The sequence below is a fragment of the Bacillus sp. FSL K6-6038 genome, assembly GCF_038050455.1.
Lineage (GTDB): Bacteria > Bacillota > Bacilli > Bacillales > Bacillaceae_G > Bacillus_A > Bacillus_A pseudomycoides.
The window spans coordinates 3,850,855-3,865,239 of sequence record NZ_JBBOUH010000001.1; the positions used below are offsets into that span (position 1 = coordinate 3,850,855).

The 14,385-nt window shown below is 36.0% G+C and carries 14 protein-coding genes; 7 read left to right on the forward strand and 7 right to left on the reverse strand.

The window, feature by feature from the left end; translation table 11 throughout:
* Nucleotides 1–98 precede the first annotated feature (98 nt).
* On the forward strand, nt 99–491 hold the full coding sequence (locus NSQ40_RS20185; RefSeq protein ID WP_018764782.1) for a DUF1885 family protein: 393 nt from the start codon (nt 99–101) through the stop codon (nt 489–491).
* On the opposite strand, the gene NSQ40_RS20190 is transcribed toward NSQ40_RS20185, so the two are convergent.
* Entirely contained in the window at nt 488–724 is a 237-nt protein-coding gene (locus NSQ40_RS20190; protein ID WP_258248298.1) for a hypothetical protein, read from the reverse strand. The genes NSQ40_RS20185 and NSQ40_RS20190 overlap by 4 nt on opposite strands.
* A gap of 271 nt (nt 725–995) precedes the next feature.
* Between NSQ40_RS20190 and NSQ40_RS20195 the strand changes: the two genes are divergently transcribed.
* Nucleotides 996–2,390: an MBOAT family O-acyltransferase gene (locus tag NSQ40_RS20195; protein ID WP_098158942.1), complete on the forward strand. Its 1,395-nt coding sequence runs from the start codon at nt 996–998 to the stop codon at nt 2,388–2,390.
* A gap of 13 nt (nt 2,391–2,403) precedes the next feature.
* Entirely contained in the window at nt 2,404–3,621 is a 1,218-nt protein-coding gene (locus NSQ40_RS20200) for a DHHW family protein (protein ID WP_098158943.1), read from the forward strand.
* Nucleotides 3,622–3,966: 345 nt separating this feature from the next.
* Here NSQ40_RS20200 and lpdA read toward each other — a convergent pair whose 3' ends face one another.
* The 4 genes from lpdA to pdhA all read right to left on the reverse strand — a co-directional run bounded on the left by lpdA (nt 3,967) and on the right by pdhA (nt 8,854).
* Nucleotides 3,967–5,379 (reverse strand): dihydrolipoyl dehydrogenase, encoded by a 1,413-nt coding sequence (lpdA, locus tag NSQ40_RS20205; RefSeq protein ID WP_003208305.1) that lies wholly within the window; start codon nt 5,377–5,379, stop codon nt 3,967–3,969.
* A 5-nt stretch (nt 5,380–5,384) separates the two neighbouring features.
* Nucleotides 5,385–6,665, reverse strand: a complete 1,281-nt coding sequence (pdhC, locus tag NSQ40_RS20210; RefSeq protein ID WP_018764786.1) for a pyruvate dehydrogenase complex dihydrolipoyllysine-residue acetyltransferase — start codon at nt 6,663–6,665, stop codon at nt 5,385–5,387.
* A 92-nt stretch (nt 6,666–6,757) separates the two neighbouring features.
* The gene (gene pdhB, locus NSQ40_RS20215; protein WP_003199951.1) at nt 6,758–7,735 is read right to left on the reverse strand and encodes a pyruvate dehydrogenase complex E1 component subunit beta; all 978 of its coding nucleotides are present in this window, start codon (nt 7,733–7,735) and stop codon (nt 6,758–6,760) included.
* Nucleotides 7,736–7,738: 3 nt separating this feature from the next.
* Nucleotides 7,739–8,854, reverse strand: coding sequence for a pyruvate dehydrogenase E1 component subunit alpha (gene pdhA / locus NSQ40_RS20220; protein WP_000536894.1), 1,116 nt, complete (start codon nt 8,852–8,854; stop codon nt 7,739–7,741).
* 513 nt (nt 8,855–9,367) lie between these two features.
* Between pdhA and NSQ40_RS20225 the strand changes: the two genes are divergently transcribed.
* Together NSQ40_RS20225 and def are read left to right on the forward strand one after the other, a co-directional pair.
* Nucleotides 9,368–9,517, forward strand: a complete 150-nt coding sequence (locus NSQ40_RS20225; protein ID WP_018764787.1) for a YjcZ family sporulation protein — start codon at nt 9,368–9,370, stop codon at nt 9,515–9,517.
* Nucleotides 9,518–9,709: 192 nt separating this feature from the next.
* Nucleotides 9,710–10,264 carry a peptide deformylase gene (def, locus tag NSQ40_RS20230; protein WP_003199945.1) on the forward strand — a complete coding sequence of 185 codons (555 nt, stop codon included), beginning with the start codon at nt 9,710–9,712 and terminating at the stop codon, nt 10,262–10,264.
* Nucleotides 10,265–10,331: 67 nt separating this feature from the next.
* Here def and NSQ40_RS20235 read toward each other — a convergent pair whose 3' ends face one another.
* A complete protein-coding gene (locus NSQ40_RS20235; RefSeq protein WP_003199943.1) occupies nt 10,332–11,105 on the reverse strand; it encodes a Cof-type HAD-IIB family hydrolase in 774 nt (257 codons plus the stop codon).
* Between the two features lie 596 nt (nt 11,106–11,701).
* Here NSQ40_RS20235 and NSQ40_RS20240 point away from each other — a divergent pair.
* Both NSQ40_RS20240 and rnjA read left to right on the forward strand, forming a co-directional pair.
* Nucleotides 11,702–11,914 carry a DNA-dependent RNA polymerase subunit epsilon gene (locus NSQ40_RS20240; protein ID WP_003199941.1) on the forward strand — a complete coding sequence of 71 codons (213 nt, stop codon included), beginning with the start codon at nt 11,702–11,704 and terminating at the stop codon, nt 11,912–11,914.
* A gap of 3 nt (nt 11,915–11,917) precedes the next feature.
* The gene (gene rnjA / locus NSQ40_RS20245) at nt 11,918–13,585 is read left to right on the forward strand and encodes a ribonuclease J1 (protein WP_003199940.1); all 1,668 of its coding nucleotides are present in this window, start codon (nt 11,918–11,920) and stop codon (nt 13,583–13,585) included.
* A gap of 53 nt (nt 13,586–13,638) precedes the next feature.
* On the opposite strand, the gene NSQ40_RS20250 is transcribed toward rnjA, so the two are convergent.
* Complete coding sequence (locus tag NSQ40_RS20250) at nt 13,639–14,304, reverse strand: potassium channel family protein (protein ID WP_003199938.1); 666 nt, start codon at nt 14,302–14,304, stop codon at nt 13,639–13,641.
* Nucleotides 14,305–14,385 lie beyond the last annotated feature (81 nt).

Below are 14,385 nucleotides of genomic sequence, written 5' to 3' on the forward strand. Positions count from 1 at the left end.
TATATTAAACAAAACGAGGAATGATCCCTTTTTAATTGTCAAAAAATTTACAACAGTGTTAAAATAAATATATATATTACGTCAGGAGGAAAATCTTTATGCAACATGCATTTATTAAACTTGTACCTAAATCTAAACAACAAGCTATCTCATTAGAAGATGTAAAACAACTTTTTCGTTATTATAAAGAAATTACTTCCCAAACCGGTGTGCAAGTTAGCTATGCATATACTAACGTGGCATTTCCATACGAAATACTTGATACGTCTGATACTACACTTGAGCTAAAATCTAGTCATAATCGATATAATTCTATTTATGTGGGGGTTGGAATAGAAAACGAGCAAGCTTTCGTTCAAATCTCCTTACCTTCTACTGCCACATTTGGAGATAAAGGAAAAGCGAATGAATTCTGCCGTTTTTTAGCCAAGAAATTAGAAGGTGAATTAAGGTTATTTAATGGAAGAACAATGTATTTTTATAAACGCTAACCTGTGAAAAAGAGATATTTAATGAAAAAAAAGAACATACTATTTCCAATGGTGCAACAAACTGCCTCTTTTCTGGAGTGCAACATAAAATGTGCAATAACATAAGCTAAATAAAAAAATATAAAAAAAAGTAATACTTTGTAATGTGCTTTATCACGATTTGATAATAATAACACTAATGAAAACCCGCCCCATATAATAAAATGAAAGATCGAAACAAATGATATTTTCAAGTCGTTGCCCCCTTTCATATGTCCTAGTTTATTACAATATATATGGGCATTTCAAAAAAATCATTACATAATATACGTAAGAAGCATCCTAGCTGTCCAAAATCTAAAGGACAGCTAGGATGCTTCTTCTTTTAAAAAAGATTTTACATATGAGAGCAAAGAACTTCCATTAAACAGATAATTATAGCAAGATTAAACTCTTTATATTTCTATAATTGTGATATAATATTTTACTGACTGCCTATAAACTTACAGAAAGGACTTAACATAAATGGTATTTAGTAACCTCTTATTCTTATGTTTGTTTTTACCTGCAGTGTTATTTGTATATTACACTGTTCGCAAAGAATTGCAAAATATTGTTCTTCTATTATTTAGCTTATTATTTTATGCGTGGGGAGAACCAATATATGTATTTCTCATGCTCTTTTCTATTTTTATAAACTATTGGTTTGGTATTTGGCTTGCCAAAGAAAGAGCAACTATACTTAGTAGAAAAATGCTCTTAACTTTAGCTATTATTATAAACACAGCTATTTTAGGTTATTTTAAATATGCTAATTTCTTAATCGATAATATAAATACAATGTTTCATACAAACATTGTATTAGAAAAGATTCCATTGCCGATTGGTATTTCCTTTTTTACTTTCCACGCTATGAGTTATATCATTGATATATATAAGAAGAAAGTAGATGCTCAGCGTAATATTTTTGATCTCGCATTGTACTTTACTGTTTTCCCTCAATTAGTTGCTGGGCCAATCGTTCGTTATAATACAATTTCTCATCAACTACATACCCGAACAGTTGATGCCGATAAATTCTCTGAAGGAGTTCGACGTTTTATCATCGGATTAGGAAAAAAAGTGTTAATCGCTAATCAATTAGGCGCTATTGCCGATGAAATTTTCGCCATGGATCCAGCAACCATGAGTGTTTCTACCGCTTGGATTGGTGCTATCGCTTATACACTACAAATCTATTTTGATTTTTCTGGGTATAGTGATATGGCAATTGGATTAGGAAAAATGTTTGGATTTGATTTTCTAGAGAATTTCAATTATCCATATATTTCAAAATCAATTTCTGAATTTTGGCGTCGTTGGCACATTTCACTTGGTTCGTGGTTCCGCGATTATGTCTATATTCCACTTGGAGGAAACCGAGTATCCAGCTGGAAAGTCTATCGTAATCTTTTTATCGTATGGGCACTAACAGGTTTTTGGCATGGAGCTAGTTGGACATTTATGATTTGGGGAATTTATTACGGATGTCTCATTGCTTTAGAAAAAGCCGGTTTTGAGAAAGTGTTACAAAATATGTGGCGCCCGGCCCAACATGTATACGTTATGTTTTTAGTAATCATTGGATGGGTTTTCTTCCGAGCTGATAATTTTGCTTACTGTTTTGAATTTCTCCAAACAATGTTTGGAATAAATGGACCATTAACAGACATTAAGAGTTACTTCTATGTCATGAACTATTGGGGAATTTTTCTCCTGGCAATTGTTACTTCAGCTCCAATTTTTTCTTGGCTGAAAACTATGCTTTCAACAAAAAGGATAGTAATTTTATCTCCACTTTATTATTTAAGTGTGCTAATAATCGTTATGATGTATTTAACAAATGCAACGTATAATCCATTTATTTACTTCCGCTTTTAAAGGAGGGGTAGCTATGAAAAATTTAAGCAACCGTATATTAATTACAGGATTTTTAATTATTATTTTCGGAATGTGTATATGGACTGGAAAAATTATTTACTTGGATAAAAAAACCTTTTCTAATTTTGAAAATAGGGATCTAGCTATTGATCCTGTCTTAACTAAAGATGGTTTAAAATCAGGAAAATACTTCAAAGATACCGAGTTACACTTTACAGATCATATTGCAGTTCGAGATTTCTTTATTAAAACATATACAAATTTACAAATGCACTTCAACCGAACATTTATAAATCAAAAATATGTTGCAAACGATGGTTTTATTTTATCTGAACCAACAAAAACTGACGAACGTGAACAAATGAAGCAATCTGTAAATGAATTAGATAATTTAAGAAATCAGTTTCCAAAAACTGAGTTTTATTTTATGTTAGCACCAAGTAAACTAACGACATTTTCATATAGATATCCACCATACGTAGATCGTGGATATGACCAAAAACATCGCGATTACCTTGTACAAGCATTAAATAATATAAACTTTCCTGTTATCGATGTTCTGCCATTCTTCCAAAAAGAGTTTAGCCGTGAACAGTTAGAAAGTTTATACTTTAAAACAGACCATCATTGGAATATGAAAGGTGCGTTTTATGGATATGAATATGCAATGAATTATATATCTGATCACTCAAAGATATATAAAGATGATAAAGTAAATCGAGATAATTATAAATTCATTACTGAAAAACCTAATGGAGATTTTATTGGAAGTTGGAATAAACAACTGTATAATTTAATAAAAACTCCTGAACAAATCCCTTATGTACAATTAAAGCAAAATCCAAATGCTTGGGATGATTACACCGTATATATTGGGCCTGTATCCGAGCAAGCAACTAAAGTACCAATGAAAGAATTCTTTGCAAAGGATAAAAAACAACCTGCACCAAATTATGCAGCGGTCTATCAAACAGACTATGCACAAATTAATATTCTAAATTCGAAAGCAAAAAACAAATTACATGCTGTAGTTATTAAAGATTCTTATGCTGATGCAACATATCCCTTATTTGCTCAGCATTTTGAACAAATAACATTTATCGATCCACGATTTGCAGCTAGTAAAAATATAATAAAAGATCTAAAAGAATTAAATCCTGATGTCATACTATTCCTGTATAATGACTCTAGTATAAGCCCAGAAATGTACCAATTTAAAAATGAACAATAAAAAACAGCAAATAAGAGGTGACGAAGAATCACCTCTTATTTGTTGTTTTTATTTTTTCTATAATACACTGAAATTTTATTCAGTCCGAGAACTTAGATTTTATAGATCACTTATCTTGACAGCTTCTTTGCTTTCATTAAATGTGGGTTACTACACTACTATCTACGAATGGGAAGATAAAATGTAACTTCTATTAATAATATTATTCTTTCCTCCAATTCAATCCTCTATCTCATCCTAATAACTTTATTTCCTTCTAGCATGGAGATTAAAAAAGCTTATCTAACATAAAAAATAAAAAACCACCTTCTAATATCTAGAAAGTGGTTTTTTATCTATTTCATATTATTTTACAATGTGAATTGGCATTCCAAGAGCAACTTCCGCTGCTTCCATTGTGATTTCACCCAATGTTGGGTGAGCATGGATTGTTTGAGCGATATCTTCTGCTGTCATTCCAGCTTCGATAGCTAAACCAATCTCAGAGATAATATCAGAAGCGCCTGCACCTGCAACTTGCGCACCTACAAGAAGACCATCTTCTTTACGAGTTACAAGTTGTACGAAACCGTCTGTGCTGTTTAATGATAATGCACGGCCGTTTGCAGCGAATGGGAATTTAGAAACCGCTACTTCCATTCCAGCTTCTTGAGCTTGTTTCTTAGTGTAACCAACAGATGCTAATTCTGGATCAGTGAAGCATACTGCAGGAATTCCGATGTAATCGATAGCTGATGCATGTCCACTAATTGCTTCCACAGCTACTTTACCTTCGTAAGAAGCTTTGTGAGCTAATGGTGGTCCAGGAACGATATCACCGATTGCATAGATGTTTGGTACGTTTGTACGGCATTGCTCATCAATTTCGATGATACCGCGGTCAGTCATTTTAACTCCAACTTGCTCAAGACCGATTTCTTGAGTGTTTGGACGACGACCTACAGTTACTAATACATAATCTGCTTCTACAGTTTGTACTTCGCCTTTAACTTCGAAGCTAACTTTTACGCCGTTTTCAGTTTCTTCAACGCCTTTAGCCATAGCTTTTGTATGGATGTTTACGTTACCTTTTTTCTGAAGAGCACGTTTAACAACTGTGCTCATTGCTTTTTCGAAACCAGCTAAAATTTCATCGCCAGCTTCTACTACAGTAACTTCAGTACCGAAGTTAGCATATGCAGTTCCTAATTCCATACCGATGTAACCGCCGCCGATTACAACAAGTTTTTTAGGAATTTCAGGTAAGCTTAAAGCACCTGTAGAGTTGATAACACGTTTAGAGTATTTGAATCCAGGAATTTCGATTGGTGTAGAACCAGTTGCAAGAACAGCATTTTTAAACGTATAAGTTTGAGCTGCATCTTCAGTCATTACACGTAATGTGTTAGCATCTACGAAGTAAGCCTCACCGCGAATGATTTCAACTTTGTTACCTTTAAGAAGGCCTTCAACACCGCCAGTTAATTTCTTAACTACGCCGTTTTTCCATTCTTGAACTTTTGTGAAGTCAACTGTTACGTTCTCAGCAATGATACCCATGTCATCAGAATGTTTTGCATTCTCATAACGATGACCTGCATTGATTAATGCTTTAGAAGGAATACATCCAACGTTTAAGCATACGCCACCAAGGTTAGCTTTTTCAATAATTGCTACCTTTTGACCTAATTGTGCTGCACGAATTGCTGCAACATATCCACCAGGACCTGCACCAACAACGACTGTATCTAATTCAATTGGGAAATCTCCTACTACCATTGTTATTACGCCTCCATTACTAATAATTGTGGGTCGTTCAATAAACGTTTAATTTGGTTTAATGCTTTTTGAGCAGTTGCGCCGTCAATTAAACGATGGTCAAAGCTTAGAGATAATGCTAATACTGGAGCTGCAACGATTTCACCGTTTTTCACAACTGGTTTCTCAGCGATACGGCCAATACCAAGGATTGCTACTTCCGGGTGATTAATAACTGGAGTGAACCATTGTCCACCTGCAGAACCAATGTTTGTGATTGTGCAAGAAGCACCTTTCATTTCTGCTGGAGCTAGACGACCGTCACGTGCTTTACCAGCAAGCTCATTGATCTCGTTAGAGATTGTGAAGATAGATTTACGATCTGTATCTTTAACAACTGGTACCAATAGACCTTTGTCTGTATCAGCTGCGATACCGATGTTGAAGTAATGTTTATGAACGATTTCTGAAGATGCATCATCTAAAGAAGTGTTCAACATTGGGTATTCACGTAATGCAGATGTTAAAGCTTTTACAACGTATGGAAGGTAAGTTAATTTAATACCTTTGTCAGCTGCAACAGCTTTGAACTTTTTACGATGAGCAACAAGTTCTGTTACATCTACTTCGTCCATTAATGTTACGTGAGGAGCTGTGTGTTTAGAGTTAACCATTGCTTTTGCAATCGCTTTACGGATACCGCTCATTTTCTCACGAGTTTCTGGGTATTCACCAGCTGGAATTGGTTGTGCTTTTGGTGCTTCTTCTTTCGCTGCTGCTGGAGCTTCTACTGCTGGAGCTTCAGTTGCTACTACTGCTTGTCCACCATTTGCAAATGCATCGATGTCAGCTTTTACAACGCGGCCATTTTTACCAGAGCCAGCTACTTTATGAATGTCTACACCTTTTTCACGAGCGTACTTACGTACAGATGGCATAGCAATTACGCGCTCGTTTACTTCTTCAGCTGCTGCTGGAGTAGCTTCTGCTGCTGGAGCTTCTGCTTTTGCTTCCTCTGCTTTTGGAGCATCGTCATGGTCGTCACCTTTAAATTTAAGGTTTTCGTATCCAGGAGCATCAAACTTAATTAAAGTATCTCCTACTACTGCAACTGTACCTTCTTCTACAAGTACTTCAAGTACTTTACCTTTAACTGGAGAAGGGATCTCTACAACTGCTTTATCATTTTGTACTTCAAGAAGTACGTCGTCTTCGTTTACTTCATCGCCTGGTTTAATAAACCATTTTACGATTTCACCTTCGTGGATACCTTCACCGATATCTGGTAGTTTAAATTCAAATGCCACGGAATTCAGCCCCCTGATTCATATCATTATTATGGAATAAGCACAAAAGAAATCAGCATGTGCTGATTTCTTTTGCACATGAAAAACTAAAATTAGAAGTTCATTACTTTGTTAACAGCTTCAACAATATCTTTATGGTTTGGTAACCATACGCTCTCAGCTTGAGAGAATGGGAATACTGTATCCGCAGCTGCAACACGTACAACTGGAGCTTCTAAGTTTAAGATTGCACGGTCGTTAATTTCCGCTACAACGTTTGCTGCAATACCTGCTTGTTTTTGAGCTTCTTGAACAACAACTACGCGGCCTGTTTTTTCAACAGAAGCAATGATTGTTTCGATATCTAATGGTTGAACTGTACGTAAGTCAACAACCTCTAAAGAGATACCTTCTTTTTCAAGTTCTTCAGCAGCTTTTAATGCAGCGTGTACCATCGCACCATATGCGATAACAGATACATCTGTACCTTCGCGTTTCACATCAGCTTTACCTAAGTCAATTGTGTATTCGCCTTCTGGTACTTCTTGACGGAATGAACGGTACAATTTCATATGCTCTAAGTAGATAACTGGATCGTTGTCACGAATCGCAGAGATTAAAAGACCTTTTGCATCGTATGGAGTAGATGGAATAACAACTTTTAGACCAGGTTGTTGAGCCACTAATCCTTCTAAGCTATCAGCGTGTAGTTCTGGAGTATGAACGCCACCACCGAATGGAGAACGAACTGTTACTGGAGCAGTCCAACGTCCACCAGAACGGTAACGCATACGAGCTAATTGACCAGAAATTGAATCCATTACTTCATAAACGAAACCGAAGAATTGGATTTCTGGAACTGGACGGAATCCTTCAAGTGCAAGTCCAACTGCAAGTCCACCAATACCGGACTCTGCAAGTGGAGTATCCATTACACGGTCTTCACCGAATTCAGCTTGTAAACCTTCAGTAGCACGGAATACACCGCCGTTTACACCAACGTCTTCACCAAACACAAGTACGTTAGGATCATTTTTCATTTCAACGCGTAAAGCATCAGTGATCGCTTGAATCATTGTCATTTGAGCCATGGCTTACTTCGACTCCTTTTCTTTGTAAATTTCATATTGTTCAGCTAAGTTGTAAGGCATTTTTTCGTACATGATTTCCATTAAATCAGTTACTTTTTGTTTTGGAGCTTGGTCAGCCTTAGCAATTGCTTGTTTGATATCTTCTTTAGCTTCTTCGATTACCTTTTCTTCTACTTCTTGAGACCATAGGCCTTTGTTTTCTAAGAATGCACGGAAGCGTACGATTGGATCTTTTTGTTCCCATTCGTTTTCGATATCTTTTGTACGGTAACGAGTTGGGTCATCACCAGCCATTGTATGTGGACCATAACGGAATGTTAAAGTCTCGATTAAAGTAGGACCTTCGCCATTTACTGCGCGCTCACGAGCAAAAGCAGTTGCTGCGTATACAGCTAATGGGTCCATACCGTCTACTTGAATTCCGTAAATACCTGCTGCTACTGCTTTTTGCGCTACAGTTTTTGCTGCAGATTGTTTTTCTACTGGAGTAGAAATTGCATAACGGTTGTTTTGAACAACGAAGATTGCTGGAGCTTTGAATGCACCTGCAAAGTTCATACCTTCGTAGAAGTCACCTTGAGAAGCACCGCCGTCACCTGTGTAAGTAATTGCAACAGATTTTTTACCACGTAATTTCATACCTAACGCAACACCAGCAGTTTGGATAATTTGCGCACCGATGATGATTTGTGGAGCAAGTGCATTTACATTTTCAGGCATTTGGTTACCCATGAAGTGTCCACGAGAGAATAAGAATGCTTGGTATAATGGTAAACCATGCCATACTAATTGTGGAACGTCACGATATCCTGGTAAGATGAAGTCTTCTGCTTCAAGTGCGAAATGACTTGCTAATTGAGAAGCTTCTTGTCCAGCTGTTGGTGCGTAGAAACCTAAACGTCCTTGACGGTTTAAAGAAATAGAACGTTGATCTAGTACGCGAGTATACACCATACGGCGCATTAATTCTTTTAATTGATCATCAGTTAATTCAGGCATTGCTGCTTCATTCACAACTTCGCCTTTTTCATTTAAAATTTGTAATGTTTCAAATTGAGCTGCGATAGCTTTCATTTGCTCATCAACATTAAATAGGGTCTTTTTTGTTTTAGTACCCATTCCGTTCACCTCTTCCTCTCTTGAACCATATTCTGAAACGCTTTCACTAGCAACTAGCTAGAAAGAAAACGCAACCATGTAAACCGACAGGAAACCTCGCCGGTTGAGAATAATTTTGTGTACTTAACAATCTGTACTAATGTTTTTTCAGAAACATATTAATACAATCTTGATCACGTTTTTTAGTTTACAACTATTCTAATCACGATGTCAATTACTTTGGTTACGTTTTTTTTTATGAATAACATTGAGGTTTCCACTGTACATAGGTGTTTTCATTTTCACATCTGTATTAGTAAGCAATAACCTACTGTTATATTATTCCCTTTTTAACCATCTTTTCATCGTAGAATAATATGTAAACGATTAATTCTTCTTAGTTTTTCTCTCTTTACAACAAAAATATGCAATCGCTTCTTCCTTTTCTAGGCGAATGTCTATACACTCCTAATCACTCTCCCATACATTATAATAACCGCAGTGTTAGCGGGAAATGATAAAGGAGGTCATCTCATGTACGGATACACATATTGCTATCCAACTTGTTCATATCCTTCCTATGGCTATGGAGGTTCTTGCGGAGGAGGATCCGGACGCGGCTTTGCCTTAATCGTTGTATTGTTTATCCTTTTAATTATCGTTGGTGCTGCTTGCATTCGTTAATGTAAAACAAAACAACTATAGAAAGAAACAGGCGGCTATGCCGTCTTTTCTTTTTACTAAACGAACTCTGATGAAGAAAGTGCCGCACCCGGCATATTCTTAATTCGCTCCAATTATATATAGAGGCTATGTACTTTATCATGACTTTTTTCAGCTCCTTTGGTAGACTAAAGGAGAAAGGAGAGATTGTGAATGCTTACAATGAATGATGTAATTCGTGAAGGAAATCCCATTCTACGAGCAGTAGCAGAAGAAGTACCTCTGCCAGCAAGTGAAGAAGATATACGTACTCTTAAAGAAATGATCGAACTTGTAATAAACAGTCAACACCCTGAAATGGTTGAAAAATATAATTTACGTCCAGGAATCGGGATTGCTGCACCACAAATTGGCATTTCAAAAAGAATGATTGCTGTTCATGTTACTGATACAAATGAGACATTATACAGCTATGCTTTATTCAATCCAAAAATTATTAGTCACTCCGTTGAACGTACATACTTATCGGGCGGTGAAGGGTGCCTATCTGTAGATCGTGAAGTTCCCGGCTACGTTCCGCGTTACACACGAATCACAGTTAAAGCGACTACTATCGATGGTGAAGAAGTAAAATTACGTTTAAAAGGGTTACCAGCGATTGTATTTCAACATGAAATTGATCATTTAAACGGCGTAATGTTCTATGACCACATTAATCAAGAAAACCCTTTTGCATCCCCTGATGATGCAAAACCATTCGAAAGATAAAATAACAAAAAAGCAGAAGCTTTAGCTCCTGCTTTTTTTATAATGAAATGGTTCCCATACTCTTTTGTTACAATAAATGAGCCCACTGTAAGCCGTGAAGAATCCCATCTTCACTAACATCTTTCGTCACATAATTAGCAAGTTTTTTCAAATCCTCATGACCATTCCCCATCACAATACCTGTTCCTACCGCTTCAATCATCTCTAAATCATTTAACCCATCTCCAAAAGCATAGACCTGTTCACGTTTAAATCCTAATTTCTCAATAAACTTTTCAATTCCCTTTGCTTTTGAACCACCATTTGGGATAATGTCCATCGAATATGCATGCCAACGAATAAAGTGAAAATCTGGATAATCATGAAGAAACTTTTCTTCTTCACCTGCTTGGCAAAAAAGAAGCGTTTGATAAATATCACGATTTTCATAAAAACCTGGTTCATATACTGGATGTTCAAACTCCAAACTTCCGAAACTTTCTTTTACATAATCATGATATTCTACTGTTGCCTTCATATCCTTATGATCTAAATAAACAAGCGGGTATCCCTCTTGCTTTGCAAATCTTGTAAATGTATGTAACGTATCAGAATGTAGCGGATTTTTAAATATAACCTCATCTTCAAATACAACATATTGGCCATTAAAACTAACATAATTATGAATATTAAGTTCATTACGAATATCTTCAAACATGAAAGGCGCACGCCCTGTCGCAATTGCCACATGTACTCCTTTTTCTTGCAACATACGCACGGCTTCTCTTGTAGATTGCGGAATTTTTTTATCATGATCTAGTAATGTTCCATCAATATCAAAAAAGACGATTTTATCATTCATTTTCAAAACCCTTTCTAGCCCCTCTCTATGTTCCTACCTTGACTATTTCTTTTCAAATCCTAAAAAAAAGTATAACATATTAAACATCTGTGAAGAAAGCGTTCACTTCCTAACCTTATTCGCACAATATGCATATACTATCAAAAGAACATTGATGTTTGTTTGAATGAATTTTCTTTTCTAATCTATCTCATACTATATTCATAACTGGGGGGCATACTGCCTGTGAGAGCCAAAAACGTAACATAAGATTACATCTGCACGAGCCAATAAAACCCTTGAATATCCGGACAGCACTTCCCTCATTTCTCTTCTATGATTTCCTAGTATGTAGAGATGAAGAGTTACTACTGACTAAACAGAAAATAAGTATGCATGTTTGAAATAAGGAAAGGAAGGAGTAATCATGCTGAAGAAGCTGAAGAAAAAGTTAAAACGATATTTAAACGATTTAGTCCGTAAAAAGACCATGGCTTAAATCGTGCCCATTTCGGGCTTTTTCTTCATTCTCATTCGAAAAAACATGAAAATCATGACTATTTGCTTTATAATAGGTAACAGATAATGCAAAACATAGACAAGGAGAGGTTTTCCCAATGATTTTTAAAGTATTCTATCAAGAAAAAATGACTGAGGTTCCAGTACGTGAAAATACAAAAGTTTTATATTTAGAAGCGGAATCTGAAAGAGACGTTCGTACAAAATTACAAAAGTTCGCATATAATATTGAGTTTGTCCAATCTGTTACTGGCGCTCATCTTGAATACGAAAAGCAAAATGCTGATTTAACATTAACGGAGATCGTATAATTTATGAAATTCCTAAAAAATGATCAGGCGGCCGTTTTTGCTCTTGGTGGACTCGGTGAAATCGGCAAAAATACATATGCTGTCCAATTTCAAGATGAAATTATTATAATTGATGCTGGAATTAAATTTCCAGAAGACGAACTTCTCGGAATCGATTACGTGATTCCTGATTACACTTATTTTGTACGAAACGAAGATAAAATTAAAGGGTTATTTATCACACATGGTCACGAAGATCATATCGGTGGAATCCCTTATTTATTACGCCAAGTGAACATCCCAATTTATGGTGGGAAATTGGCAATCGCCTTAATTAAAAACAAGTTAGAAGAGCACGGATTACTTCGTAAAGCAAAACTTTACGAAATTCAAGAAGACGATGTTATTAAATTCAAAAAGACATCTGTTTCCTTCTTCCGTACGACGCACAGTATTCCAGATTCATATGGAGTTGTTGTGAAAACACCGCAAGGGCAAATTGTTCATACGGGAGACTTTAAATTTGATTTCACACCAGTAGGGGAACCAGCAGATTTAACGAAAATGGCAGAAATCGGTAAAGACGGTGTCCTTTGTCTCTTATCTGATAGTACCAATAGTGAAGTACCTAACTTTACAATGTCTGAACGCCGCGTCGGTGATAGCATTCAAGATATTTTCCGCAAAGTGGAAGGACGTATTATCTTTGCAACCTTCGCGTCCAATATTCATCGTTTACAACAAGTTGTAGAAGCTGCTGTTGAAAACAATCGTAAAGTAGCTGTATTTGGCCGAAGCATGGAAGCAGCAATTGAGATTGGTCATAATCTTGGTTATATTCGTTGTCCAAAAGATACCTTTATAGAAGCGTCTCAACTAAATCGCCTACCAGCTAATAAAGTTGTTATTTTATGCACAGGTAGTCAAGGGGAACCAATGGCAGCACTCTCTCGTATTGCTAACGGTACACATCGTCAAATTCAAATTATCCCTGGTGATACAGTTGTTTTCTCTTCTTCACCAATTCCAGGGAATACAGTTAGCGTAAGCCGTACAATTAATATGTTATACCGTGCTGGTGCTGATGTTATTCATGGTAAACTTTCAAACATTCACACAAGTGGACATGGTGGACAAGAAGAACAGAAGTTAATGCTACGTCTCATTAAACCTAAATACTTTATGCCAATTCATGGTGAATTTCGCATGCAACGTATGCATATGAAATTGGCAAACGATTGTGGTATTCCAGAAGAAAATTGCTTCATTATGGACAATGGTGATGTTCTTGCCTTACGTTCAGATGAAGCAAACGTTGCTGGAAAAATCCCATCCGGCTCTGTTTATATTGATGGAAACGGCATTGGTGATATTGGTAACATTGTATTACGCGACCGTCGTATTCTTTCTGAAGAAGGACTTGTTATCGTAGTTGTCAGCATTGATATGAAAGAATTTAAAGTTGCAGCAGGACCTGATATTATCTCTCGTGGATTCGTTTATATGCGTGAGAGTAGCGATTTAATCAACGATGCACAAACTTTAATTACTACTCATTTAGAAAAAGTAATGGAGCGAAAGACAACACAATGGTCTGAAATTAAAAATGAGATTACAGATACATTAGCACCATTCTTGTATGAAAAAACAAAACGCCGTCCAATGATTTTACCAATCATTATGGAAATATAAAAAAAGGACAATGCTTGCTGCGAGCATTGTCCTTTTTTATTTCACATTATATCCTATCGTAAGAAGTGCTTAAAGCGATTTACTTCATCATCATGACCAATTACAATTAAAATATCTCCTGATTGAATATTTTCTGTAGCTCGAGGAGAAACAATAACTTCCTTCCCTCGCTTAATTGCCACAATGTTTAATCCAAACTTCGCACGAATATCTAGTTCAATTAAAGAGTGGCCATCAATTTTTTTATTTGCGATAATTTCTACAATACTATGCTCATCTGAAAGCTCTAAGTAATCTAATACGTTACTTGAAGCAATATTATTCGCAATTCGTTTTCCCATATCGCGTTCAGGATGGACAATATGATCTGCCCCTATTTTAGTTAACACTTTTTCATGATAATCATTTTGAGCCTTAACAGTAATATTTTTTACGCCTAATTCTTTTAAAATAAGAGTCGTTAAAATACTCGCATTTAAATTGTCACCAATCGCAACAACTACATGATCGAAATTGCGAATTCCAAGGCTCTTTAAGACCATTTCATCTGTTGAATCTGCAATCACTGCATGCGAAGCAATATTTGCAAATTCATTTATCTTGTCTTCATCAGAATCAATTGCCATTACTTCCATACCTAATTGAGCTAATTCACGACAAATACTGCCTCCAAAACGTCCAAGTCCGATGACAGCAAATTCTTTCTCTTTCTCACTCACATGAATTCCTCCAATAACATCAAGTCCTGTCTACTTTTATTGTAGCATACTTTATATTCGCCACAAAGACTAGTAATCAAC